Below are 23,526 nucleotides of genomic sequence, written 5' to 3'. Positions count from 1 at the left end.
AAAGGAGGTTTGCTGAATGCTTCAGACAAAACCTTTTCCATATGCCTCAGACGATAAACGTTACCATACGTGGAATTATCATTTACGAAAGCAATTTGGCCATAAAGTGTTTAAGGTGGCGCTTGATGGCGGCTTTGACTGTCCAAATCGTGACGGTACTGTTGCCTATGGCGGCTGTACTTTTTGTAGTGCTGCCGGTTCCGGTGACTTTGCCGGAAATCGGACTGAAAGCTTAGTGACACAATTTAATGACATCAAAGCGAAAATGCATTCGAAATGGAAAGATGGGAAATATATGGCCTATTTTCAGGCTTTCACTAATACCCATGCCCCTGTCCGAGTGCTTCGCGAAAAATATGAAACCGTCCTTGGCCTGGATGGTGTTGTCGGCCTTTCGATTGCAACCCGGCCTGACTGCCTGCCTGATGATGTGGTTGAGTATTTGGCAGAACTCAACGAAAGAACATATTTATGGGTGGAACTCGGACTGCAAACTGTTCACGAACAGACCGCAAACCTAATTAACCGAGCCCATGATTTTCAATGTTATATCGATGGAGTAAACAAGCTGAGAAAGCACGGGATTCGGATTTGTACTCATATTATTAACGGTCTGCCGCTTGAAAATGTCGAAATGATGATGGAAACGGCACGTGAAGTCGCAAAATTGGATGTTCAAGGAATTAAAATTCACCTACTTCATCTGCTTAAAGGAACGCCAATGGTGAAACAATATGAAAAAGGCATGCTCGAATTTCTGTCGCAACAGGACTATGTAAACTTAGTATGCGACCAATTAGAAATTTTACCGCCGGAAATGATTGTCCACCGTATCACCGGCGACGGACCGATTGATCTGATGGTCGGACCAATGTGGAGCGTCAATAAGTGGGAAGTGCTGAACGCCATTGATGATGAGCTGAAACGCCGCGACAGCTGGCAAGGTAAGTATTACCAAGGAAGTGTAAATCGTTAACGATGAAATTGGATCGGATTCTGCCCTTTGCTAAAATTTTATTGCAAAAAGCCGTTACTGCCGGGGATGTCGTGGTCGATGCCACATTAGGCAATGGCCACGACACCGTTTTCCTAGCAGAACTTGTCGGTGAGGCCGGAAAAGTGTACGGCTTCGATGTACAGCAGCAAGCTATAGATGCTTCTAGGGAACGTTTGCGGCAACACGGTTTACTTGACCGGGCAGTACTTTTCCATGATGGACATGAGCATCTTGCCGAAAAAATCCCAGCTGCAGATCACGGAAACATAACCGGGGCGATTTTTAACCTTGGCTACCTGCCAGGCAGCGACAAAACGATTGTCACCCGGCCGGAAACAACAATTACGGCAATTGACCAGCTGCTTGAAATCATGGCTCCGGCAGGGATCATTGTTCTGGTTATTTATCACGGGCATGAAGGCGGTGCCGCCGAACGGGACGCACTTTTAGCCTATTGCCGCGGACTGGATCAAAAGACGGCCCATGTCCTGCAATACCAATTTATTAACCAGCAGCATAACCCGCCATTTATTGTCGCGATTGAAAAAATTTAACCAGGCCATCTGCGCCTGGTTTTTTTGGAAATGTCGGTATTCTTTGAACTTATGTAAATATCCGCGATAACTCGTTGTTTGATATCCATTGTCAATGTCGATTTCACCGCAAAATGTGTTACTCTTGTTGATGTAGAGGCTTGGAAGCCAGCCTGGTTAGAAACGCGGGTGCAGATTTTTGCAGTGTGCGGTAGACTAGTCCATTAAAATAAAAGAAATAGCTGGCCCAGCCGCCGGTTTTGATAATTCCTCTCGCCATTCTACGGATATTCTTCTGCCTGCGGACTTTGGAATCCGATAAATAAATCCCCAATAAGCCGCGGTTAATCAGCTGATGGAATTTCTTATGCGGCAGCTGTTCGGTGTGTTTGTCTGCTTCGGCCACAAAATATTTTAAGCGGTTAAACAGCGTTTCCTGATCTTCATAATAAAAGCAAAAGTTCAAGTCCCCTTCCGCTTTATCCTCTTCCTGATCAATAAAATAATCCAGCAGGATATGTAAGCCTTGAATATACGGGAAATAGCCATTGCGGATATTTTCCGCGGCACTTGCTTTAAAATCTTCCCGCATCGCATAAGAGATTAAGCAAAAGATTCCTAATGTTGAACCTGAGCAGGCCGAAAATTCGTACCATTCCATGTCTGGGACATGATTCCGATTCCGCTCGAACCACTTTTCAAGACGCGGCACCCGTTCCTCTTTTTTCACGTGCTTGTGAATCTGCAAGTCACAATAATAGCGGCACAGTTCTTGAAGATAATCTTTAATCAGCCCATACGTGCTTAATTCTCTTAATACGGAACGGCATGTTTCCGATAAGTCATATAAATAATCAGCATCGTCCTGATCTTCACGGAGCCGGTAATAATTTTTCCTGTCAGCTTTCAGCACTAGCGCATCCAGCATCGATTCATGAAGGGCCGCGAAGTCATTGGGATCCAGCGAAGTACTCCGGTCGCAGAGATTATCCAAATAATCGCTGATGGTTTGATAAGCCACAATAAATTTTACAGCCTGTTTATACTGCTGATTGGCTGTCAAAGCGAGAATACCTCCACCTTCGCAATGGAAGGTTTTAGTCTCAATACTGGCAAGTGCCTGCCTTCTTAACTCCGGATTGGGAATCTTTGCAGCACGACTTTTCCAATAAGCCAATTCTCGATGAACGGCAGGCAGGATTTTGCGGTATACCCTGGACATAAGAGTGAATGGCTTCATGGAAAACAACAACCTTTCTATACAATGTAGCCAATAGCTTTTAATTGACTCAAAACAAAATCCTTGGCATATTCAAAAATTTCTTCTCGCTCCGGCTCGTTAAAGATTTCATGGTAGCATTGGGGCCACTCTTTAAACCTTTTTTCCGATAATGGGGCGTGATTGAACCAGTCCTTGACATTGGCCTTGTTAACTATTTTATCTTCGCCTCCCTGCATGAGAAGCATTGGGATATCCTGGATTTTTTCAAGATCGAGAAAGGCCTGCTTCATCGCATAAACCAGCTCACGATACCACCTGACGGAAACCTTGGTCACGAACAGCGAATCATTTGAATCAGCTTCCCAGACATCCTCATTCCTTGTGGCCATTTGGACCGTCAATCCTGAATTCACCTTAAAGGATGGAAATACAATATTTAACAGAAGAGAAATAAGTTCCAGAAATTTAGGCTGTTTCTGAACCAGCCCTAGGCAAGGAGAAGAAAGGATGACCCCGGCGATATTTAACCTTTCCTCCTGGAGTAGGCGGATTGAAATCAACCCCCCCATACTATGCCCCATTAAAAACACTGGCAGATCATAGCGGTAAGCGGCTTGAACCCAATCTTTGACCTCAAATATGTATTCATCAAAGGAATCAATATGGCCGCGGTTCGCTCTTGTGGTGATGCCTTGCCCCGGCAGGTCTGACATGATGACATGGAAGCCGGATGAACGCCACATTTCAATCAGCCAGCCATATCGTCTATGATGCTCCATCGCACCATGAACAATTACAATGACTGCTTTCGCTTCCCCTTCTGCTTCCCACTTCCACATACTTTTTCCTCCTACAAAAATTCATTATCATTCATATATTTTACCATAAAAACTAGTGTAACGTTGTCCTGAAACTGTTTCAAAAAATTGACGCCGAGATTTATTTTTTGTATTCCATTTATTAAATTCGCTAAAATAGAGTCATCATTACAAAAGGAGCGACCAGAATGATTTACCCATTCAAAGATAGGTACCCAAAGATTGCTGACTCCGCATTTATCGCTGATTTTGTAACCATTACCGGAGATGTTGAAATTGGCGAACAATCGAGCGTTTGGTTCAATACTTCGATTAGAGGTGATGTAGCGCCTACTAGAATTGGCAACAAAGTCAACATCCAGGACAATTCCGTCTTGCATCAAAGCCCAAACAACCCGCTCATTTTAGAAGATGAGGTAACAATTGGACACCAAGTAATTTTACATAGCTGTATTATCAGAAAGAGGGCCCTGATTGGGATGGGCTCGATTATCCTTGACCAGGCCGAAATTGGTGAAGGTGCCTTTATCGGTGCTGGCAGTCTTGTCCCGCAGGGAAAGAAAATCCCCCCTAATACATTAGCATTTGGCAGACCGGCAAAAGTTATTAGAGAATTAACGGATGAAGACAGAAAAGAAATAAAACGTATTTATACAGAATATGCTGAAAAAGCTCAATACTATAAGTCTTTGCAAAAAAAATAAGCACTCAAGGTGCTTATTTTTTATGAATGACTCGCATGCACTTTTTCTGTCTTATAGTCATTTTGGAAAGAATATACCTTCTCAACATATACTTGATGCCACACCATAAACATGAGAACAGTCCAAATTTTCCGGCTGTTATCGGCTTTCCCGAGGCAATGGTCATCAAGCAGCTTTAACAGGTATGATTTATTGATTAAATGATCAGTCGCGCTTTCGCGAATGATGGTTTTCGCCCACTCGTTCATCTCAGCCTTGAGCCAGTGGCGAATTGGTACCGGAAAACCGAGTTTTTTTCGATTTAACACATGATCCGGAACAATTCCTTCGGCTGCTTTCCGTAACACATACTTCGTTGTTCCGTTTGCCGTTTTTAGGCTCGTCGGAATTTTTGAAGCCACTTCAAACACGGCTTTATCAAGGAATGGTACGCGAAGCTCTAATGAATGCGCCATCGTCATTTTATCTGCCTTTAGTAAAATATCGCCGCGCATCCATGTATGAATATCAATATATTGCATTCGGTCAACAGGGTCATAGCCGCTTGATTCCTGGTAAAGCGGCTTGGTGATATCGGTAAACTTTAGTCCTTCACGATACACATTTAACAATTCACGTTTTTCTTCTTCGCTAAACATTTTGGCATTGCCGATATAACGCTCTTCCATTGGGGTTACTCCGCGTTCGATAAAGCTTTTTCCCTTCATCCCCTCCGGCATCATCCTCGAAATCAGCCGCAAAAAGCGATGAAATACACGAGGGATTTTGTTAAAAATCTCTAAGTCTTGTGGTTCGCGGTAAATATTATAACCGCCAAACAACTCATCGGCGCCTTCACCGGATAGGACAACGGTAACATGCTTTCTTGCTTCACGAGCAACAAAGTAAAGCGGCACGCAGGCAGGATCCGCCAGCGGATCATCCATATGCCAGATGATTTTCGGCACTTCTTTCATGTATTCTTCAGGTGTGATAACATAACTGATATTTTCTACGCCAAGTTTTTCTGCTGTTTCTTTGGCCACATCAATTTCACTGAAGCCATTACGTTCAAAGCCAACCGAGAAGGTCTTAATCGCTGGATGGAATTCCTTAGCAATGGAGGCAATGATCGATGAATCAATCCCGCCGGAAAGGAACGAACCGACTGGTACATCGCTGCGCATATGCATTTTTACCGAATCAAATAACACATCTCTTATTTCTTTAATAAAATCGGCTTCTGATTTTTGAATTGGGGCAAAATGCGCCTTCCAATAGCGTTTAATTTCCATTTGAGAACCGACTTTTTTCGTGAAATAATGGCCTGGTTCAAGCTTCTTAATGCCTGCAGAAAGTGTATATGGTTCCGGTACAAACTGATAAGTTAAATAGTGCTGCAAGGAATCATAATCTAAGACATCATTTTCCAGCGCCAGCAAAATACTTTTTTTCTCGGAGGCAAAGAACGTTCTCTCCCCATCCTGCAAATAAAAGAATGGTTTAATTCCAAACGGATCGCGGGCGCCGTAGAGGATTTGCTCCTGTTTATCCCAAATAACAAAGGCAAACATTCCTCTTAGTTTTTCGACTGCTTTTTCCCCTAAATGGCTGTAAAGGGCAATGATTACTTCGGTATCAGAGCTTGTCGCAAACGTTAAGCCGGCTTTTAACAATTCTTCGCGCAACTCTACATAGTTATAGATTTCACCGTTAAAAATAATCCAATAGCGTTCATTCTCATACGTAAGCGGCTGATGACCTGCCTCAAGATCAATAATACTCAAGCGGCGGAAGCCAAACTGAATATGGTCATCAAAATAAAAGCCATCATCATCAGGGCCGCGATGGGTAATGATATCATTCATATTTTTAAATTGTTGTCTTTGTTCGTCCGTATAATTTTGTGCTTTATCATGTATACAACCGATAAATCCGCACATTATGTACCTCACCTACTCCATTCAAAATATCAAAAAAGACGGTGGATCAGAACATATTTACCCAACGTCAGAGCAAGAGTTTTATTCTGCCATAACGGGAAAATCCGATCCAATCATGAGGCGCTCCGCCCCTTCCTTCAAGCAAACATACTATCTAATACTACCACTTTTTTTCGCAAAATGGCACTGTGAGTATAAGGAAATTTATGGCCTTACCATTTTTCAGTTCGCTGCTGCTGGATAAACATTGGTTTAAACCGCTAAACAAAGAATTAGACGAAAAATAAAAAATGGGAGTTACAGTTTATTTGCAACTCCCACTGAGGATCAACGATTTTCTGCCTGTTGGCGCAGTGTTTCCGCTTTATCTGTCCGCTCCCAAGGGAGGTCAATATCTGTACGGCCAAAATGTCCATAAGCGGCTGTTTTCTTATAAATCGGACGGCGTAAATCCAGCATTTTAATAATGCCTGCCGGACGAAGATCAAAGTTTTGACTGACTAGATTAACTAAGACGTCCTCACTTACTTTTCCGGTTCCAAACGTATCAATTGAAATTGAAACTGGTCTGGCAACCCCGATTGCGTAGGCCAGCTGAACTTCACATTTATCGGCAAGGCCAGCGGCCACAATATTTTTTGCTACATAGCGGGCCGCGTAGGCGGCAGAGCGGTCTACCTTGGTCGGATCTTTCCCAGAGAAAGCACCACCGCCATGGCGGGCATAGCCTCCATACGTATCAACAATAATTTTCCGACCAGTTAAGCCGGCATCTCCCTGTGGACCGCCAATCACAAAACGTCCTGTTGGGTTAATGAAATATTTCGTATTGTCATCAATAAGTTCTTTTGGAACAACCGGATTGATGACATATTCTTTTATGTTGCGCTGAATTTGCTCCAAAGAAATCTCAGGATGGTGCTGGGTTGACACGACAATTGTATCAATCCGGACCGGCTGATTGTTTTCGTCATATTCAACAGTAACCTGTGTTTTCCCATCAGGACGCAGATACGGAAGAATATCTTCTTTTCGTACTTCTGCTAACCTGCGGGCAAGCTTATGCGCAAGCGAAATCGGCAGCGGCATCAGTTCCTTCGTTTCGTTGCAGGCGAAACCAAACATTAACCCCTGATCTCCTGCCCCAATTGCCTCGATTTCTTCATCCGTCATGTTCCCTTCGCGGGCTTCAAGTGCTTGGTTGACACCCATGGCAATATCGGGCGACTGCTCGTCGATGGAGGTTAACACTGCACATGTTTCCGCATCAAAGCCATATTTGGCACGATTATAGCCAATTTCCTTAATCGTTTCCCGAACAATCTTGGGAATATCTACATATGTAGATGTGGTAATTTCCCCGGCTACAAGCACTAGACCAGTGGTTACCGATGTTTCAGCAGCAACACGGGCATTAGGGTCTTGGGCTAAAATTGCATCTAAAATTGAATCAGAAATTTGGTCACAGATCTTATCAGGATGACCTTCAGTTACTGATTCGGATGTAAACAAGTGGCGTCTTGTTGGCATCTGAATTCCTCCTATATTAATGAAATAAATGAGGTTATCTACATGGCCTGTTGCTGACAATATATTGAACCTCTAATTTAAACGGAACTCATTCCCTTTGTAGTATGAAATAAAAATGGGAAATTTATTAAGAAGAACCATTATCCCCAATAATTTCTTAAAAACAAAAAACCTTTCCATCAATGAGGAAAGGTTAAAATACACTAAATTCATTCCTTTCGCTCTTATCGTTCAAGGTCAAGCCTTGCATCTGGGTTAGCACCTTTGCCTAGAAAATGCATAGAAAAAAAACATTTTCTTCGTTGCAGGTTGCTGGGTTTCATTGGGCCCGTCCCTCCACCAGCTCGGGATAAGAGAGTATCCGTTCAAAATATAATCATAACGTACTACTGGAAACAATGTCAATATTTTTCAATCTATTGCTCTAATAATAAATTGTTCTTCCTTTTTTTTCTTTCAATGAATAGTATAAAGTGGAAGATGACATAATTTTTTCACATAATTAGTATAGACTAATCATTTAATTGTGTTATACTATTTAAAGACAATTTTTTCGTTAAAAACAAGAAAAGGAAGGTCCGATCCATGAACTCTGTTCACGTTCCAAACGAACTTAATCAGTTACTGAAAGAAAAGAACGTTCAAATGCAATTATCTGTACCCCAATTGGTTGAAAAAATCTTGGCGCGAAACGAAGGAACGTTGACCTCAACCGGTGCAGTACGTGTCTCCACCGGCAAATATACAGGCCGTTCTCCAAAAGACAAATTTATTGTTGTAGAAAAATCAACGAAAGATAAAATTGACTGGGGTTCAACAAACCAACCTATCTCTGAGGAAGTATTTACAAATCTTTATCATAAAGTCCTTCAGTATTTAAGACAGAAGGAAGATGTATTTGTATTCAAAGGATTTGCCGGTGCAGATAAAAAATCGAGATTGCCGATTCAAGTGATTAATGAATTGGCTTGGCATAATCTTTTCGTTCATCAATTGTTCATTCGTCCGACAGAGGATGAGCTTTTAGCGCATGATGCCCAATTCACTGTCATCGCTGCTCCTAATTTTAAAGCGGATCCTGCAGTAGATGGAACCAATTCGGAAACCTTTATTATTATATCGTTTGAGCGCCGAATTGTTCTTATTGGCGGGACTGAGTATGCAGGAGAAATGAAAAAGTCGATCTTCTCGATTATGAATTTCTTACTTCCTGAAAAGAATATTTTTTCCATGCACTGCTCGGCAAATGTTGGTCAAGAAGGTGACGTTGCCTTATTCTTTGGATTATCCGGAACTGGAAAGACAACGCTGTCAGCCGATCCGAATCGGAAGCTAATTGGTGACGATGAACACGGCTGGTCGTCCCATGGCGTCTTTAATATTGAAGGCGGCTGCTATGCTAAATGTATCAATCTTTCGCATGAAAAAGAACCGCAAATCTTTGATGCCATTCGCTTTGGAACTGTCTTGGAAAACGTCATCGTCAACCAAGAATCAAGGATTGCCGATTACGACGACAATACCTTAACGGAAAATACAAGGGCTGCCTATCCACTTGAAAACATTGATAATAGTGTCATTCCTAGTATTGCCGGTCATCCACATACAATCGTGTTTTTAACTGCTGATGCCTTCGGCGTGCTGCCGCCTATTGCAAAATTAACGAAAGAACAGGCCATGTACCATTTCTTAAGCGGTTATACCTCAAAGCTTGCCGGCACTGAGCGCGGTGTCACCACTCCGGAAGCAACTTTCTCGACTTGCTTTGGAGCTCCGTTCATGCCATTACCAGCGACCCGTTACGCGGAAATGCTGGGAGATAAAATTCTCGAGCATAACGTCAACGTCTTCCTAGTCAATACAGGCTGGACCGGCGGAGAATACGGTGTTGGCAGCAGGATGAAGCTTTCCTACACAAGAGCGATGGTGCAGGCCGCACTTGAAGGTGAATTAAACCATGTCGAAACAGTCACCGACGAAATCTTTGGCTTAAATATTCCGCTTCATATCGCTGGCGTGCCAGACGAGGTTCTGCAGCCAAGCAAAACTTGGCATGACCCACAAGCTTACGCTGAAAAAGCGAAGGAACTTGCAGCCAAATTCCGGGAAAACTTTAAAAAATTCCAAAACGTTGCCACTGAAATTGCCGAAAAAGGCGGACCGATTGCCTAAATAAACTAAAATGGTGCCCATTTCCTTGAAGGGCACCATTTTTTATGGATAAAACTGTGATCTAATTTGTCGAGTTCAATGAAATGAGTTGATAAGTAATCGTCGTTTTGTTATTTTCCCATTCCAGCTTCTTAATCAATGCTGAACCGCTGGAATTGCTTTCAAGAGTTTTTCTGATATCGAGTGGAATTTCAATCGGGTAGAGTCTGTACCCTTCTTTTTCTAACTGAAATAGATTTTCCTCAATTCTTATCTCTCTTCCCTTCGTCACAATCAGGGTGTTTAATTCAAGGGGCATTCCCATATAAAATCCGCTCCTCTCCAATTGATACCTCTATCTTATCATCATTTACACTGATTTTTCATCCATCTCGTTAAATCTTGGACAACTTTACGATTCACTACAGGAGGAAAGTAATGGGTAAATTCGGCAAAATACCAGCACTCAACGGGTTTCGCCAATTCTTTCAGCCGCCTTTCCAGCCGGTGAGCATGCTCAATGGAAACATTATGATCTTTAACACCGTGAATAATCAGGATCGGTGCCGACATTTTTTCAAGTTCATATAAAGGTGTTCTCGATTTGTACCTTTGCGGATATTTTGCCGGTGTTCCACCAATCACCCGCTTCATCATTCTCCTTAAATCCTTGCGTTCCCAATAAGTTAAGCTCATATCGCTGACTCCGCCCCATGTAACCAGTGAAGCAGCTTGCGGAAACTGATTCCCGGTCATTAGCGCCATGACTCCGCCCCGAGAAAAGCCAAAAATATGAACGTTCCGAATCTGTGGCAGCGATTGCAGCAATTGAAATGCTGCAAAAGCATCTTCCCGATCCTCACCGGCGAAATCCTCATTCCCTTCCCCGCCTTGGTTTCCCCGATAATAGGGTGCAAAGACAACAAAGCCCTCTTGTGCAAATTGGGCAATCCGCGCTGGCCGAACTTTACCGACATTTTTAATGCCGCCGCGCAGATAAAGAAAACCATCCGATACTTGTTCATTTTTCGGTTCCGCCAACATCCCCTTTACCCTTAATCCATTGGAAAGATAAGTAATTTCCTTTAATTCCACATTTGGATTAGGAGATGGGAACCGTGTAACCTCAACAATCATTCCGTTGTCATTATTCATTCTGGATTCATCCTTTTGAAAAAAATTAAACACCGGGTAATCACACATTTTACTCCTTTTCATACATTATCATAGGTAATCAGCCCATATTAAGGAGGTTTAACATTTATGAATAAATGGTTAAAAATCAGTTTCTCCTTAGCTTTAATCGCTATTCTTATGATACCATTGGCTGCTTGTAATAATGACTCTGGAAAAGAGCCGAAGAAACTGGAGAAAGTTCGTATTGCCGAAGTAACCCGCTCGATCTTCTATGCTCCGGAATACGTTGCCTTAGCAAAGGGATTTTTTAAAGAAGAAGGTTTGGATGTCACTTTAACAACAACTCCCGGCGGTGACAAAACAATGACGACCCTTCTCTCCGGCGGGGCCGATGTCGCTCTTGTTGGTTCAGAGACATCCATTTATGTATATGCCCAGGGCTCGAATGATCCGGTGATAAATTTTGCGCAAGTCACCCAAACCGACGGCACCTTCCTGGTTGCCCGCAAGAAAATCGATAACTTCTCATGGGAGCAATTAAAGGGAACAACCTTTCTTGGACAGCGGAAAGGCGGCATGCCGCAAATGGTCGGTGAATTCGTGTTAAAGAAGCACGGTATTGATCCACACAAAGATTTAAATTTAATCCAAAATATTGAATTTGCTAATATTGCCAATGCCTTTGCTTCCGGAACCGGTGAATTTGTACAATTATTTGAACCGACGGCCAGTATTTTTGAAAAAGAAGGAAAAGGCCACATTGTCGCCTCCTTTGGAAAAGAATCCGGTCATGTTCCCTATACAACGTTTATGGCGAAAAAAAGCTATATAAAAGAACACAAAGACACCATTGAAAAATTTACAAAAGCTATTTATAAAGCGCAGCAATGGGTTAAGGACCACAGTGCTGCAGAAATCGCCAAGGCGGTGGAACCGTACTTTCCGGATACCGATTTAGATATTATGACAACTGTTGTAGAACGCTATAAAAACCAGGGCAGCTTCGCAACCGATCCGATCCTGGATGAAGAAGAGTGGAACAATCTGCAAAATATCATGAAAGAGGCTGGAGAGCTTCCCCAGGAAGTTGCCCATAAAACGCTTGTAAACACAGAAATTGCCGAAAAAGTCATTGAAAAATAAACGGAAAGGGAGGCCGTAACAAGATGAGTTTCTTGAAAGTTCAAGATGTTCACCACACGTATTTTACCAAAGCCTTACGAACCACGGCCCTCTCCAATATTAATCTTACCGTTGAGGAGGGAGAATTTGTCTCCCTTCTCGGCCCAAGTGGCTGTGGAAAAACCACCCTGCTTTCAATTATCTCGAGTCTGCTGAAACCAACGGAAGGTGCCGTTTTATTAGAAAATAAACCCGTTGCCACTACCAAAAATACAATCGGCTATATGCTTCAGCAAGATTACCTTTTTCCCTGGAAAACGATTGAAGAAAATATCCTCTTAGGTCTAAAATTAGCAAAACAGCTTAACCCAAAAACAAGGTCGAACGCTCTCAACCTATTAAAACAGATGGGATTAAACGGCGGTGTCGAAAAACAACTGCCAAAGCAACTATCTGGCGGGATGAGACAGCGTGTAGCATTAGTTCGAACATTGGCAACGGAACCAAAGCTGTTGATGCTGGATGAACCTTTCTCCGCGTTGGATTATCAAACAAAGCTAAAGCTGGAAGACTTAGTTTCGCAGACCTTAAAAGATTTCGGCAAAACGGCGATTCTCGTTACCCACGATATTGGAGAGGCTATTGCCATGAGTGACCGTGTATTTTTGCTGTCATCTCGACCGGGAACAATCCATAAAACATTTGAAATACCGGAGGAATTACGAAAATTATCCCCGTTCGAAGCAAGAAATCACTTTTTGTATTCTTCTGTGTTTCAAGCAATTTGGAAGGAGTTGGAGACCCTTGAACGAAAATCGGAATAAGATCGAACTCCTTCATCAAAACTATCTTCAGTCGTTAAAAATTGAAAAAAGATGGGTCCGCTTTTATCAGCTGATTATTCTCGTGTTTGTTTTTGCAAGCTGGGAATTGTTAAGCAGGATGCAGTGGATTGACCCGCTAATTTTTAGTTCTCCCAATAAAATATGGAAGCTGTTTTTTGAGAAAATACAAGACGGTTCATTAGCAGCTAATTTAGGAGTAACATTAACAGAAACGGTTGCCAGCTTTATTATTGCGACTGCTCTTGGCGTCATCATTGCTGCCCTTCTTTGGTGGTCACCGATGCTGTCCAACATTCTCGACCCCTACCTGGTCATTTTTAACGCCATGCCGAAGGTCGCCCTGGGGCCAGTTATCATTGTTGCTCTGAGCCCCGGATACACTTCAATCATTGCCAATGGCGTCATTATCTGTGTTATCATTACCGCGATTGTTGTCTATACTTCATTTAAAGAGGTCGATCCCAATTATTTAAAAGTGCTCCAAACCTTTGGAGCAACACGCTTTCAATGTTTTAAAGAAGCAATTATACCGGCAAGTTTTCCGACCATTATTTCGACGTTAAAAGTCAATGTCGGGCTATCCTGGGTTGGCGTGATTGTGGGAGAATTTTTAGTTTCGTCCAGAGGGTTAGGTTATATGATCATCTATGGATTCCAAGTATTTAATTTTACCCTCGTGTTTCTATCACTTTTTGTAATAGCCGTATTGGCTACAGTTATGTATCAGCTTGTTGATTTATTGGAAAAGAAATTAATCAAAGAATAGCAGGTTCGTATGTCTGCTATTCTTTTTGCTGCTGTTCGATATATTTGATACATTCCTCGACAACCTTGTCCTTCATAATAAAGCTATACTCCGGACCAAACCGCCGCTTGAGCAGATCACCGTCTATCAAAACCGGACCATTGGTTTCAAAATAATGGCTGGACTTCTCCAGATTGCTTACTTTTCCCCAAAAAACTGCCTTTACAAACGAGCCGTTTTCTTCAGTAACTCTGTATTCAGCAATTTGCTTTAATTCCTTAAAGATGGCTCCTGTTTCTTCAAAAGCCTCCCGCCTTGCCGCTTCCTCCAACGTTTCACCCTGTTCCCTTTTGCCGCCGGGGAATTCCAGCCCTCTCTTTTTATGGTCGGTCAGAACCCAGCTCTTCCCGATTTTACTGATAATCAACACATGCCCTGCTTCCTCGGCAAACACCTGCTTTGAAAAAGCTAACTCCACATTATTTCCGTGATCATCGAAAAACTGAAATCTCATAAAATCCATCTCCACTCATGTATCTAAAAAGATTATATACGAAAAAAGGAAAATCCTCGAATTTGGATTTTCCTTTACTCGTTATTGTGTGGTAAAATATTCATGGTTGCAATATGATTTTTAGCCTCTTCATCACCAAGTTGATATAACATTCCGTAGATTTGCTGAATGGTGCTGTCATAAGCATCATTTTGCCGGTCATAATGATATTGAACATAAGGAACATGAGCCCTAAAAAAGTTTTTCCATTCAGTTGTGTGATTTTGATCCATTAAGGCCCGAAGCTGTGAAATTTCTGCATCTGTTGCTTCAATTTTGTAGCTCCAAGTCGATGCTGTGGCACTTCGGGAAATTCCCCCCGTACCTACATCAATATAATAGGTTTTCTTTTGGTCTTCCATTTTTCCACCCCTTTTCATTTTTAGTCATCTGCAAAAAGAAAAAATTTATTCTCTGCCAAATTTCGATTCATTTTTCCAAATTGAATAAGATATAATATATAAACAATAAATTACAGATTTTTCAGTAAATTTGGAAATGTTTTTTAGTTACTTAAGGGAGTGCCATAAGGAAAGAATACTAATGGGAGGTGCTTGAAATTGAAACTAATTGATGAATTATTTGAAATGTATCGCAACAAACTTACAGGTGATGAAGAAGACATTGATATGCTCGCGTTTGCTTTTTTAGAGGAAATGTCATACGAGGACCTGTTGGCTTTAATTCATGAAATGGATAAACAAGAGTTGTATGATTTAATGGGGCTGTATTTGATTGAAAGCTTAAAGGGGAAATTTGCTCAAGAACAATATGGGCAGCAGCGAGCACATATTTATTATCCAAGGAATATCCATTAAATTTACATACTAACGCGAAGAGGAAACTGAAAAGTCAGTTTCCTTTTCATTTTCATGGTACAATATTGAAATAAGGGGGGATGGTAGAGTTGACTACTGTTTTAGTGGTATCGATCATTATTGTTTTTGTTGTACTGTTATTGGCTGTGATTACAACCTCAAAAGCCTATTCCTTTAAGCACACGGTTGATCCGGATCCGCTGGAAAATAATCATTTACTAAAATTAAATGATGAAAAAGAGCGGAAGCAAAATGTATAATAAAAACTCGCTGAATAGGCGAGTTTTTTTACAGGCAAAAACCTGTATGATTCCGTCTTAAATATGGTATCTTGAAAATAACCACTCAAAGGAGAAACCGAGGATGCTGAAAAAAATATTTATTTCACTGATCCGTTTTTACCAAGTCGCGATTTCACCCTTGAAACCGCCGACATGCCGCTTTTACCCGACCTGTTCCCAATATGGATTAGAAGCTGTCAAGCGCTTTGGTGCCGTAAAGGGCGGATATTTGGCAGTAAAAAGAATCTTAAAATGCCATCCATTGCACCCGGGGGGACTGGATCCCGTTCCGGAAACATGGGAGGATCGAAAAAAACATCAATCTTGATAACCGTTAACGATGAGGTCAAGCTTTCCCGTTTTAGGATCAATCACTAAGCCATGAACCGGTACATTTTTTGGCATCAGCGGATGATTTTTAATGATGTCCACGCTGTGAGAAACACTGTCGTTGACACTATCAAAGCCGTGAAGCCAATGATTAATATCAATTCCGGAAAAAGCTAAAGTATTCAGCGTTTCCTCGGTAATTCCCTGTTCCTTCATATGCGTTAAAACCGATTCGGCCTTTAACCCGCTCATTCCGCAATCATGGTGGGCGATCACTAATACTTCCTTAGCCTGTAATTCATATACCGCGATTAAGATACTCCGCATAATACTGCCAAACGGATGTGATACAAGTGCCCCTGCATTTTTGATGACCTTTGCATCTCCGTTTCCCAAATTTAAGGCCTTTGGCAAGAGTTCAAGGAGACGAGTATCCATACATGTCAAAATGACCATCTTTTTGTTCGGATATTTTGTTGTTTCATATTTCTCATATTCTCGATTTTCCACAAACTTCTGGTTGTATGCAAGGATCTCTTGTAACATTGTCCCATTTTTCATCATCACCACATCCTCTCTATCTCTCCCTTTATGATACAAAATAACCGAAGTTTTAAACAAATATTTTTACTCTTGCATTTTCCCCGGATTTCTTGTAATATACTAATGTTAATCGGAATCGTTACGGATTACAACTAAATTTTTTTGAACAATAAATCGGAATAAGTACGATTTAATTCAAGGGGGCTTATATGAAGAAATTTATTATTATTCTATCAGTCTTTTTACCATTAAGCATCTTATTATCTGCATGTACAAATGAGCATACTGCCAAAAAGAAGGGGCAGCTGCAAATCTATACAACGGTATACCCGCTGCAATATTTTTCGGAGCAAATAGGCGGAAAATACGTTCATGTAAACACGATCTATCCCCCTGGTTCTGATGAACATACCTTCGAGCCATCGCAAAAGGATATGATGAACCTAGCCGATTCAGACCTTTTTTTCTACATTGGACTTGGTCTGGAAGGATTTGTTGAGAAGGCAAAGGAAACGTTGAAAAATCAACATGTAACCATGGTCCCTGTCGCTGAGAAGCTTCAGCTTCCGCAAGACAACAGCTATAAAAAAGAAGACCATGACCATGATCAGGATCATAATTTACATGGCGATATTAACCCTCATGTATGGCTTGACCCACTGTACGCAAAGGAAATGGCTGGTGTGATTCGCGATCAATTAAGTAAAAAAATGCCAAAGCAAAAGGCATATTTTAATCAAAACTATCAGAAGCTGGCAGCAAAATTAAATGAATTAAATCGGCAATTTGCATCTACGATCTCCAAGGCAAAGCATAAACAAATTATTGTAACCCACGCTGCATTTGGGTATTGGGAAAATCGTTATGGACTGGAACAAATTAGTATTTCCGGACTCTCCACGACCAATGAGCCAACACAAAAGGCTCTGGAAAAAATCATTTCTTTAGCCGATCGAGAAGGTTTAAAATACATTTTATTTGAGCAAAATGTTCAATCAAAGCTGGGAAAAATAGTCCAGCAGGAGATTGGTGCCCGAGCGCTACCAGTTCATAATTTGGCGGTTTTAACAACAGATAATCTGAATCATAAAGAAACATATTTTTCATTGATGAATAAGAACTTGAAGACATTAAAAACCGCTCTAAATGATTAGCTTTCTTCCCTTGCTGTCTACTGAGTAATTAATGAAAGAACCAGGCATTTTTGTCTGGTTCTTTAAATTGGAAATACTTTTGTAGCAATTGTTGTTTCCTTCAGTCTTTTTTCATTAATGGCAAACCCGATTCCAGGACTGTTGGGTACTTGAATCACGCCGTTTTCAACTGATACTTCAGGTAAGATAATATCCTCCTCCCAAAAACGGCTCGAAGCAGAAATATCTCCAGGGATGGAAAAGCCTTGTAAAGAGGCAAGAGCAATATTATGAGCCCGAGAAATTCCAAACTCAATCATTCCCCCACACCAAACTGGAATTTCCTGCTCAACACAATAATCATGAATCCGCTTTGCTTCGGAAAGACCGCCCACACGGCCCACTTTTATATTAATCACCTTACAGCTTCCCAACTCCACCGCTTTTCTGGCATCGTCAAAAGTTACGATACTTTCATCAAGACAAATTGGCGTTTTTATTTGTTTTTGCAGCCTCGCATGTTCAATGATATCATCATGTCCCAGCGGCTGCTCAATCATCAGCAAATTGAGTTCATCAAGGGCTCTTAGGCGGTCAAGATCAGCTAAACTATAAGCTGAATTGGCATCGGCCATTATTGGGAGCTGCGGATAATGTTGTCTGATTTCTGCTAAGAATTGATAATCCTGCTGCGGACTAATTTTCACCTTAATCCGCTGATATCCAGCTTCCAGGTAGCTTTCGATTTGTTTCAGTGCGTTTGTCAGAGAATCAGTTGCGACCACTACTCCGGAGGCAACTTCTTGGCGTGTCCCCCCCAGCATCTTTGACAACGGCAGAGCCTGCTGTTTTGCATACAAATCCCAAAGGGCTGTTTCCAACCCGGCCTTGGCCATGTTGTTTCGGCGAACAGATTTGAAAAGCTCCGCTGCCTCGTCCGGATGGTCGATTGGATGTGTTTGCATTACAGGAATTAACACGTCGGTCAGCATATGGATGCTTGTTTTTACCGTTTCCTCTGTATACCACGGGGTGGAAAAAGCAACACCTTCACCATACCCGGTCATTCCCTCCTGATCCGTTATTTTGACGATAATCCCTTCCCGATCCTGAACAGTCCCTAGGTGAGTTATAAATGGAGCCTTTAATGGCATTTTGATGATAAATAGCTCGACAGCAGTGATTTTCATGAACGGAACCTTCCTTCATTCACCCAATCTCTTAAGGCTCTGCGCAGCAACTTTTTTGCCACATTTCTTGGCAGCCGGTCTATTAGATAAAAAAACTTAGGGATTTTGTATTTTGCCAACCGATTGCGGCAAAATTGCTGCAGTTCATCACCAGGTATATCCCGGCCATTCCTGGTGACGATAAAAGCAGCCGGCACCTGACCCCAATCCTTATCATCAACAGCGGTAACGCCTGCCTCTAAAATATCGGGATGGGCTAATAGTACCGCTTCGATTTCAGCCGGGTAAATATTTTCACCGCCGGAAATAATTAAATCTGAGCGTCTATCAAGGACAAATAGAAACCCTTCCTCATCCAAGTAACCTACATCTCCGGTATACAACCAGCCCTGGCGAATTTTTTCTGCGGTAGCATCCTCACGATTTAAGTAGCCGCTTGTCACATTCGGCCCTTTCACGACGATTTCCCCTGCTTCTCCCGGCTGTGCCATGGCCCCGTCGATTCGTTCAATTCGGATTTCTGACGGGAATAATGGCTTTCCGGCAGAACCAAGCTTAGTCAGGCTGTATTCCGGCGAAAGGGTGACGATTTGTGAAGAGGTCTCGGTCATCCCATATGTTTGAAACACAGGAATTTGCTTTTCAACACATGTCTTTAGCAATGGCAAAGGGGCCGGGCCGCCGCCCAGGAGCATGCAGCGAAACTCCTTCGGCAGCCGCTCGTCCTCCAGGGTATCAACGATTCGTGAGAGCATCGTGCCAACCACCGACATAATCGTTACCCGCTTATCTTTGATATCACGAATCGTTTTTTGTTCGGAAAACTTTTCATGTAGGACAATCGGCATCCCATAAATCACACTGCGCATTAAAATAGAGAAACCGCTGATATGAAATAACGGCACAGTACATAGCCAGCAATCCTGGTCTGTCAGCCCCAAGTTTAACGCTGAACCGACAGCACTCCACCAGTGGTTGCCATATGTCTGAATAACCCCTTTGGGCTTCCCGGTTGTCCCGGAAGTATACATAATGGTACAAATCTCATCCAAACTGACCTCTTCTAAAAGTTGCGGCTGCACCTGCTCCTGGGCAAACAACATTGTCTTTGGTACCGATATTAAAGTGGGGAGCTGCTCGGTAAATTGCTGCTTTAAATCAGCAAAGCAATCTTCAACTATTAATACAGATGCCTGCGAATCCTGCAGCTGCCACAGCAATTCCGCCGTGGTCAAGCGGCAATTCAAGATCACCGTTTTTGCTCCTAATAGCTGGAGTGCAAATAAAATCACAATGGTATCGAGATGATTTTTTAATAAAACCGCAGTAAACTGACCGTTCGTTACTCCAAGTTTTTGCAGCTGTCCGGCTGTTCGGCAAGAACGATCGTACAATTCTTTAAAGGTTAGTGATTGTTCTTGAAAACATACAGCCGTTCGTTCAGGGGTTAAAAACGCCCTTCTCGTTAAAAAATTCGGCATTTTATGATCCATCTTTATTCACCTGCTTTTCTTAAGAAAAACAGCCTGATGGAAACCCATCAAGCTGGACTGTTCATTATGGAAAACGCGGGAATTGTCCAAAATTGGGCTTCCGCTTTTCCTTAAAGGCATCGCGGCCTTCCTTCGCTTCATCTGTTGTATAATAAAGCAATGTAGCATCACCGGCAAATTGCTGTAATCCTGCTAATCCATCCGTATCGGCATTCATCGCGGCTTTCAAGAAACGCAACGCAGTCGGACTCTTTTCAAGCATTTCCTCACACCATTTAAGCGTTTCTTCTTCAACCTGTTCAAGCGGTACAACGGCATTGACCAAGCCCATATCCAATGCTTCCTGCGCATTGTATTGACGGCATAAGTACCAGATTTCCCGGGCTTTTTTATGACCAACTATTCTTGCCAAATAACCAGAACCATAACCGGCATCAAAGCTCCCCACCTTAGGGCCTGTCTGACCGAAAATCGCGTTATCTGCGGCAATCGTTAAATCACAGACAACATGCAAGACATGGCCTCCGCCAATCGCATAGCCCTTAACCATGGCGACAACCGGTTTGGGAATAATCCTAATCAAGTGCTGCAAATCAAGAACATTTAACCTTGGGATTTGATCCTCCCCAACATAACCGCCGTGACCGCGAACTTTTTGGTCTCCTCCGGAACAGAATGCCTTATCACCGGCACCAGTCAGGATGATCACACCAATATTGGAGTCATCACGAGCAGCGGCAAACGCATCGATCATTTCGGCAACGGTCTTTGGTGTAAATGCATTATGTACATGAGGGCGGTTAATCGTAATTTTAGCAATTCCATTATATGTTTCATAGATAATTTCATCGTACTTACGGCCTGGAACCCATTCTACTGCCATTCTATATAACCTCCTTATTTTTTCTCAATTGACAAGAAGTCACTTACTATTGTAACAAATTTTTCACAATCTTCCACATGAATTGCATGACCGGTATCGGGAACCGAAACCCAAATCGCTTTTTTCAGCCTAGTGATCATTTTTTCAGCAATTCCACAAAACTTTTGATCCTTTTCCCCTGTTATTAATAATACTTCACATTTAAGTGTTTCCAGCCGTTCCCACCAAGATGGCTGGGAACCTGTCCCCATATAAAGCAGACTGTTCGCCAGCCCCTTAGGTGAGTTGGCAAGCCGCTGCTTCCTGACTCTTTCCCTAGTGGCTTGTGGAAGTTGTTTCATTGATGCAAATAAGGGGATTTCTTCCCAATAATCGACAAATTGCGCAATTCCTTTTTCGATGATAAAATGCGCAAGTACGGCGTCCTTCTCGCGACGCTGCTTTCTTTCTTCAACTGATAAGAGACCTGGAGAGGAGCTCTCCAAAATCAACTTTCTAACCCGCTCAGGGAAAAGAACGGCAAACGTTAACGCAAGTCTGCCGCCCATTGAATAACCAAGCAAATCGATTTGCCTGATTCCAAGCTGGTCAAGGATGAGGCTGAGATCCTGTGCCGCTGCTTCAATGGAATACCGCTGGGAATCATCAGGAAGATCGGTTTTCCCATGTCCGATAATATCGGGTATTATCAGCTGAGAATGTTTCCCCAACTGTTCACAAAAGTAAGTCCATGTCGAGGAATCACCGGTGAAACCATGTAATAACACAAGGGGAAAACCGCTGCCGCATACCTCAACATGGTAGTTAACATCATTTACAAGAAACTTCATCAAAACTCACCTTTGACAAATTTCGATATTTCCTGGGAAACAAACTGCCAAAATTCCCGATGTTCGGCACGATTTTGCTCTCTATTTGTGGTAATTTCATAAACATTTAAACCTTTTATATCTTGAGATTTTTCCATTTCAAGACGAAGATGCTCCCAATCGGTTATTTTTGTAAAGCGGCCGTTAAACATCTTGACAGCATGTTCAAATTCAAGATCCAATGGTGTCCCAAAAAGGAGTTCAAAATGTTTCGGATGCTCTGCCTGCGGCAAGAAAGAAAAAATACCGCCGCCATTATTGTTCACCAGAATAATATGGATATCTATATTAAACCTCTTTGCCGCCAATAAACCATTTAAGTCATGGAAAAAGGTTAAATCGCCAAGGACGAGATACATCGATTTGGCATAAAGGGCCGCACCGAGTGCCGTAGAAACAGTTCCATCAATACCATTCGCTCCGCGATTGGCCATCACTTTAATATTTTTCCGATTGGTCAGGAAAAAGCTGTCCAAATCACGAATAGGCATGCTGTTTCCGACAAACAATGTCGCTTCCTCCGGAAGCAGTTCGGCCAATTGATAGAACAGTTTTCCTTCACTTAACTCAGGCAGCTCGCAAACTTTGGTCATACTTTCCTTTGTCACCGTATTCACTTGCTGCCAATCGTTTAAGTATTGCGGTGAAGCATTTCCTTTTACATATGGTAACAGCTTTTCACAAAAGCTCGTTTCCTGACAAAAAATCATATCGGTAGATAAAACAGCCGGATCCCGCCAGTCACCGCCGCCATCAATAACAAACTGATCGGCCTCAGGATTTTCTTTAATAAAGAATGTTAATGCTTTAGAAACGGGCATGGCTCCGAAACGAATAATTACCTCCGGCTTCAGGAAAGACTTAGCCTCTTCATTCCGTAAAAAAGTGTCGTATGTATCAATAATATTTTTTAATTCATGCTTGCCGCTTCTAAGCTGCGATAAAGGATCCGCTAAAATAGGAAACTTTAAGACTTCAGCCAACATGGTTACAGCATTGGCAAATCTTTCGTCAGCAATGTTTCCACAAACAATAATCCCCCGCCTATTGTCCACTCTCGCAGCAACTTGCTGAAAATGTCCGTCACCCATCAGTAACTCACCACTATGAACCTTGACATAACCCTGCGGACGCTCTGTTAATCGAAAGAGATTCTCATCCAATTGTGGAATGAGCGGCTCCCGAAACGGGAAATTCAAATGAACCGGACCAGCAGGTGCCTTGTCCGCAATGGCAATAGCCCGGGAACAAACGGTTCTGGCATAGCGAATCATATCTACTGATTTCTCCGGCAAGGCCATTTCCGCAAACCATTTGACATGATGTCCATATAGGTGAATTTGGTCAATTGCCTGTGGCGCGCCAATTTCCCTTAATTCAGGCGGCCTGTCAGCAGTCAATACAAGCAAAGGAACCCGGGCATAATGCGCTTCGACAATCGCCGGGAAATAATTGGCTGCTGCCGTTCCCGAAGTACAAAGAATGGCAACCGGACGATTGGTTATTTTGGCAATTCCTAGTGCAAAAAAGGCAGCTGAACGTTCGTCAACATGAATATGAACCTTTAAATTTGGATGTTCTGCCATTACCATTGCCATCGGTGTAGACCGGGAACCGGGACTTACGACGACATCGCTAATCCCTGAATGAACCAATTCTGCCACGAAGGCAGCAAGGTATGCGGTTAATGATTCTTGATGACTCATT

Annotated in this window: 25 protein-coding genes and 1 riboswitch; of the genes, 11 read left to right on the top strand and 14 right to left on the bottom strand. The window is 42.4% G+C overall.

Annotated features, from left to right (window positions below; translation table 11 throughout):
• Positions 1 to 16 precede the first annotated feature (16 nt).
• On the top strand, positions 17 to 976 hold the full coding sequence (locus RCG24_RS00310) for a tRNA modification radical SAM protein MnmL/YtqA (RefSeq protein ID WP_308078020.1): 960 nt from the start codon (positions 17 to 19) through the stop codon (positions 974 to 976).
• A 2-nt stretch (positions 977 to 978) separates the two neighbouring features.
• The gene (locus RCG24_RS00305; RefSeq protein ID WP_308078019.1) at positions 979 to 1,551 is read left to right on the top strand and encodes a tRNA 5-(aminomethyl)-2-thiouridylate-methyltransferase MnmM; all 573 of its coding nucleotides are present in this window, start codon (positions 979 to 981) and stop codon (positions 1,549 to 1,551) included.
• Between the two features lie 118 nt (positions 1,552 to 1,669).
• On the opposite strand, the gene RCG24_RS00300 is transcribed toward RCG24_RS00305, so the two are convergent.
• Together RCG24_RS00300 and RCG24_RS00295 are read right to left on the bottom strand one after the other, a co-directional pair.
• Complete coding sequence (locus RCG24_RS00300) at positions 1,670 to 2,752, bottom strand: tetraprenyl-beta-curcumene synthase family protein (protein ID WP_374049112.1); 1,083 nt, start codon at positions 2,750 to 2,752, stop codon at positions 1,670 to 1,672.
• A 35-nt stretch (positions 2,753 to 2,787) separates the two neighbouring features.
• Positions 2,788 to 3,591: an alpha/beta hydrolase gene (locus RCG24_RS00295; RefSeq protein WP_308078017.1), complete on the bottom strand. Its 804-nt coding sequence runs from the start codon at positions 3,589 to 3,591 to the stop codon at positions 2,788 to 2,790.
• Positions 3,592 to 3,758: 167 nt separating this feature from the next.
• Here RCG24_RS00295 and RCG24_RS00290 point away from each other — a divergent pair, with 167 nt between their 5' ends.
• Complete coding sequence (locus RCG24_RS00290) at positions 3,759 to 4,274, top strand: gamma carbonic anhydrase (protein WP_202653173.1); 516 nt, start codon at positions 3,759 to 3,761, stop codon at positions 4,272 to 4,274.
• Between the two features lie 20 nt (positions 4,275 to 4,294).
• On the opposite strand, the gene asnB is transcribed toward RCG24_RS00290, so the two are convergent.
• Together asnB and metK are read right to left on the bottom strand one after the other, a co-directional pair.
• Positions 4,295 to 6,196, bottom strand: a complete 1,902-nt coding sequence (gene asnB, locus RCG24_RS00285) for an asparagine synthase (glutamine-hydrolyzing) (RefSeq protein ID WP_202653172.1) — start codon at positions 6,194 to 6,196, stop codon at positions 4,295 to 4,297.
• A 327-nt stretch (positions 6,197 to 6,523) separates the two neighbouring features.
• The gene (metK, locus tag RCG24_RS00280) at positions 6,524 to 7,726 is read right to left on the bottom strand and encodes a methionine adenosyltransferase (RefSeq protein WP_202653171.1); all 1,203 of its coding nucleotides are present in this window, start codon (positions 7,724 to 7,726) and stop codon (positions 6,524 to 6,526) included.
• 221 nt (positions 7,727 to 7,947) lie between these two features.
• A riboswitch (SAM riboswitch) is annotated at positions 7,948 to 8,082 on the bottom strand.
• A 229-nt stretch (positions 8,083 to 8,311) separates the two neighbouring features.
• On the opposite strand from metK, the gene pckA reads away from it, so the two are divergent.
• Positions 8,312 to 9,898 (top strand): phosphoenolpyruvate carboxykinase (ATP), encoded by a 1,587-nt coding sequence (gene pckA / locus RCG24_RS00275; protein ID WP_202653170.1) that lies wholly within the window; start codon positions 8,312 to 8,314, stop codon positions 9,896 to 9,898.
• 61 nt (positions 9,899 to 9,959) lie between these two features.
• Here the strand turns inward: pckA and RCG24_RS00270 are convergent, their stop codons facing one another.
• Both RCG24_RS00270 and RCG24_RS00265 read right to left on the bottom strand, forming a co-directional pair.
• A complete protein-coding gene (locus RCG24_RS00270; protein ID WP_202653169.1) occupies positions 9,960 to 10,202 on the bottom strand; it encodes a DUF2584 domain-containing protein in 243 nt (80 codons plus the stop codon).
• Positions 10,203 to 10,243: 41 nt separating this feature from the next.
• Positions 10,244 to 11,032, bottom strand: a complete 789-nt coding sequence (locus RCG24_RS00265) for an alpha/beta hydrolase family protein (RefSeq protein WP_202653168.1) — start codon at positions 11,030 to 11,032, stop codon at positions 10,244 to 10,246.
• A 108-nt stretch (positions 11,033 to 11,140) separates the two neighbouring features.
• Here RCG24_RS00265 and RCG24_RS00260 point away from each other — a divergent pair, with 108 nt between their 5' ends.
• From RCG24_RS00260 to RCG24_RS00250, 3 genes are read left to right on the top strand one after another with little or no spacing between them, the layout of a single operon-like run.
• Positions 11,141 to 12,157, top strand: coding sequence for an ABC transporter substrate-binding protein (locus RCG24_RS00260; RefSeq protein ID WP_202653167.1), 1,017 nt, complete (start codon positions 11,141 to 11,143; stop codon positions 12,155 to 12,157).
• A gap of 23 nt (positions 12,158 to 12,180) precedes the next feature.
• A complete protein-coding gene (locus RCG24_RS00255; RefSeq protein WP_202653166.1) occupies positions 12,181 to 12,960 on the top strand; it encodes an ABC transporter ATP-binding protein in 780 nt (259 codons plus the stop codon).
• Positions 12,941 to 13,747, top strand: coding sequence for an ABC transporter permease (locus tag RCG24_RS00250; RefSeq protein ID WP_308078016.1), 807 nt, complete (start codon positions 12,941 to 12,943; stop codon positions 13,745 to 13,747). Before RCG24_RS00255 ends, RCG24_RS00250 begins: the two co-directional genes overlap by 20 nt.
• 16 nt (positions 13,748 to 13,763) lie before the next feature.
• Here RCG24_RS00250 and ytkD read toward each other — a convergent pair whose 3' ends face one another.
• Both ytkD and RCG24_RS00240 read right to left on the bottom strand, forming a co-directional pair.
• Positions 13,764 to 14,240, bottom strand: a complete 477-nt coding sequence (gene ytkD / locus RCG24_RS00245) for an RNA deprotection pyrophosphohydrolase (RefSeq protein ID WP_202653164.1) — start codon at positions 14,238 to 14,240, stop codon at positions 13,764 to 13,766.
• A gap of 74 nt (positions 14,241 to 14,314) precedes the next feature.
• The gene (locus RCG24_RS00240; protein ID WP_202653163.1) at positions 14,315 to 14,641 is read right to left on the bottom strand and encodes a hydrolase; all 327 of its coding nucleotides are present in this window, start codon (positions 14,639 to 14,641) and stop codon (positions 14,315 to 14,317) included.
• Between the two features lie 198 nt (positions 14,642 to 14,839).
• Between RCG24_RS00240 and RCG24_RS00235 the strand changes: the two genes are divergently transcribed.
• The 3 genes from RCG24_RS00235 to yidD all read left to right on the top strand — a co-directional run bounded on the left by RCG24_RS00235 (position 14,840) and on the right by yidD (position 15,706).
• Positions 14,840 to 15,097 carry a DUF6154 family protein gene (locus tag RCG24_RS00235; RefSeq protein ID WP_202653162.1) on the top strand — a complete coding sequence of 86 codons (258 nt, stop codon included), beginning with the start codon at positions 14,840 to 14,842 and terminating at the stop codon, positions 15,095 to 15,097.
• A gap of 89 nt (positions 15,098 to 15,186) precedes the next feature.
• On the top strand, positions 15,187 to 15,357 hold the full coding sequence (gene ytzI, locus RCG24_RS00230) for a YtzI protein (RefSeq protein WP_202653161.1): 171 nt from the start codon (positions 15,187 to 15,189) through the stop codon (positions 15,355 to 15,357).
• Between the two features lie 103 nt (positions 15,358 to 15,460).
• Complete coding sequence (gene yidD, locus RCG24_RS00225; protein ID WP_202653160.1) at positions 15,461 to 15,706, top strand: membrane protein insertion efficiency factor YidD; 246 nt, start codon at positions 15,461 to 15,463, stop codon at positions 15,704 to 15,706.
• On the opposite strand, the gene RCG24_RS00220 is transcribed toward yidD, so the two are convergent.
• On the bottom strand, positions 15,697 to 16,254 hold the full coding sequence (locus RCG24_RS00220; protein ID WP_374049143.1) for a beta-class carbonic anhydrase: 558 nt from the start codon (positions 16,252 to 16,254) through the stop codon (positions 15,697 to 15,699). The two genes, yidD and RCG24_RS00220, sit on opposite strands and share 10 nt — an antisense overlap.
• Positions 16,255 to 16,460: 206 nt before the next feature.
• On the opposite strand from RCG24_RS00220, the gene RCG24_RS00215 reads away from it, so the two are divergent.
• The gene (locus RCG24_RS00215; RefSeq protein ID WP_202653159.1) at positions 16,461 to 17,405 is read left to right on the top strand and encodes a metal ABC transporter solute-binding protein, Zn/Mn family; all 945 of its coding nucleotides are present in this window, start codon (positions 16,461 to 16,463) and stop codon (positions 17,403 to 17,405) included.
• A 62-nt stretch (positions 17,406 to 17,467) separates the two neighbouring features.
• On the opposite strand, the gene menC is transcribed toward RCG24_RS00215, so the two are convergent.
• The 5 genes from menC to menD form a co-directional block, all read right to left on the bottom strand.
• Positions 17,468 to 18,574: an o-succinylbenzoate synthase gene (gene menC / locus RCG24_RS00210; protein ID WP_308078015.1), complete on the bottom strand. Its 1,107-nt coding sequence runs from the start codon at positions 18,572 to 18,574 to the stop codon at positions 17,468 to 17,470.
• Positions 18,571 to 20,067, bottom strand: a complete 1,497-nt coding sequence (locus tag RCG24_RS00205; RefSeq protein ID WP_308078014.1) for an o-succinylbenzoate--CoA ligase — start codon at positions 20,065 to 20,067, stop codon at positions 18,571 to 18,573. Before RCG24_RS00205 ends, menC begins: the two co-directional genes overlap by 4 nt.
• Positions 20,068 to 20,131: 64 nt before the next feature.
• On the bottom strand, positions 20,132 to 20,950 hold the full coding sequence (menB, locus tag RCG24_RS00200; protein WP_308078013.1) for a 1,4-dihydroxy-2-naphthoyl-CoA synthase: 819 nt from the start codon (positions 20,948 to 20,950) through the stop codon (positions 20,132 to 20,134).
• A gap of 14 nt (positions 20,951 to 20,964) precedes the next feature.
• Positions 20,965 to 21,780 carry a 2-succinyl-6-hydroxy-2,4-cyclohexadiene-1-carboxylate synthase gene (menH, locus tag RCG24_RS00195; protein WP_308078012.1) on the bottom strand — a complete coding sequence of 272 codons (816 nt, stop codon included), beginning with the start codon at positions 21,778 to 21,780 and terminating at the stop codon, positions 20,965 to 20,967.
• Complete coding sequence (menD, locus tag RCG24_RS00190; protein ID WP_308078011.1) at positions 21,780 to 23,525, bottom strand: 2-succinyl-5-enolpyruvyl-6-hydroxy-3-cyclohexene-1-carboxylic-acid synthase; 1,746 nt, start codon at positions 23,523 to 23,525, stop codon at positions 21,780 to 21,782. The genes menH and menD overlap by 1 nt, the downstream gene beginning before the upstream one ends.
• Position 23,526: the final 1 nt, after the last annotated feature.

Source organism: Neobacillus sp. OS1-32 (genome assembly GCF_030915425.1).
Lineage (GTDB): Bacteria > Bacillota > Bacilli > Bacillales > Cytobacillaceae > Neobacillus > Neobacillus paridis.
This window is presented reverse-complemented; position numbering and strand designations above follow the sequence as displayed.

What these genes read in the sequence shown, in the direction of transcription:
- RCG24_RS00215 (WP_202653159.1), top strand. Translation starts at nt 16,461, where the DNA reads ATGAAGAAATTTATTATTATTCTATCAGTCTTTTTACCATTAAGCATC.
- menD (WP_308078011.1), bottom strand. Translation starts at nt 23,525, where the DNA reads ATGAGTCATCAAGAATCATTAACCGCATACCTTGCTGCCTTCGTGGCA.
- RCG24_RS00265 (WP_202653168.1), bottom strand. Translation starts at nt 11,032, where the DNA reads ATGAATAATGACAACGGAATGATTGTTGAGGTTACACGGTTCCCATCT.
- menB (WP_308078013.1), bottom strand. Translation starts at nt 20,950, where the DNA reads ATGGCAGTAGAATGGGTTCCAGGCCGTAAGTACGATGAAATTATCTAT.
- menC (WP_308078015.1), bottom strand. Translation starts at nt 18,574, where the DNA reads ATGAAAATCACTGCTGTCGAGCTATTTATCATCAAAATGCCATTAAAG.
- RCG24_RS00295 (WP_308078017.1), bottom strand. Translation starts at nt 3,591, where the DNA reads ATGTGGAAGTGGGAAGCAGAAGGGGAAGCGAAAGCAGTCATTGTAATT.
- RCG24_RS00205 (WP_308078014.1), bottom strand. Translation starts at nt 20,067, where the DNA reads ATGGATCATAAAATGCCGAATTTTTTAACGAGAAGGGCGTTTTTAACC.
- ytkD (WP_202653164.1), bottom strand. Translation starts at nt 14,240, where the DNA reads ATGAGATTTCAGTTTTTCGATGATCACGGAAATAATGTGGAGTTAGCT.
- RCG24_RS00270 (WP_202653169.1), bottom strand. Translation starts at nt 10,202, where the DNA reads ATGGGAATGCCCCTTGAATTAAACACCCTGATTGTGACGAAGGGAAGA.
- RCG24_RS00240 (WP_202653163.1), bottom strand. Translation starts at nt 14,641, where the DNA reads ATGGAAGACCAAAAGAAAACCTATTATATTGATGTAGGTACGGGGGGA.
- yidD (WP_202653160.1), top strand. Translation starts at nt 15,461, where the DNA reads ATGCTGAAAAAAATATTTATTTCACTGATCCGTTTTTACCAAGTCGCG.
- RCG24_RS00260 (WP_202653167.1), top strand. Translation starts at nt 11,141, where the DNA reads ATGAATAAATGGTTAAAAATCAGTTTCTCCTTAGCTTTAATCGCTATT.
- menH (WP_308078012.1), bottom strand. Translation starts at nt 21,780, where the DNA reads ATGAAGTTTCTTGTAAATGATGTTAACTACCATGTTGAGGTATGCGGC.
- RCG24_RS00290 (WP_202653173.1), top strand. Translation starts at nt 3,759, where the DNA reads ATGATTTACCCATTCAAAGATAGGTACCCAAAGATTGCTGACTCCGCA.
- pckA (WP_202653170.1), top strand. Translation starts at nt 8,312, where the DNA reads ATGAACTCTGTTCACGTTCCAAACGAACTTAATCAGTTACTGAAAGAA.
- asnB (WP_202653172.1), bottom strand. Translation starts at nt 6,196, where the DNA reads ATGTGCGGATTTATCGGTTGTATACATGATAAAGCACAAAATTATACG.
- RCG24_RS00255 (WP_202653166.1), top strand. Translation starts at nt 12,181, where the DNA reads ATGAGTTTCTTGAAAGTTCAAGATGTTCACCACACGTATTTTACCAAA.
- RCG24_RS00305 (WP_308078019.1), top strand. Translation starts at nt 979, where the DNA reads ATGAAATTGGATCGGATTCTGCCCTTTGCTAAAATTTTATTGCAAAAA.
- RCG24_RS00310 (WP_308078020.1), top strand. Translation starts at nt 17, where the DNA reads ATGCTTCAGACAAAACCTTTTCCATATGCCTCAGACGATAAACGTTAC.
- metK (WP_202653171.1), bottom strand. Translation starts at nt 7,726, where the DNA reads ATGCCAACAAGACGCCACTTGTTTACATCCGAATCAGTAACTGAAGGT.
- RCG24_RS00300 (WP_374049112.1), bottom strand. Translation starts at nt 2,752, where the DNA reads ATGTCCAGGGTATACCGCAAAATCCTGCCTGCCGTTCATCGAGAATTG.
- RCG24_RS00220 (WP_374049143.1), bottom strand. Translation starts at nt 16,254, where the DNA reads ATGTTACAAGAGATCCTTGCATACAACCAGAAGTTTGTGGAAAATCGA.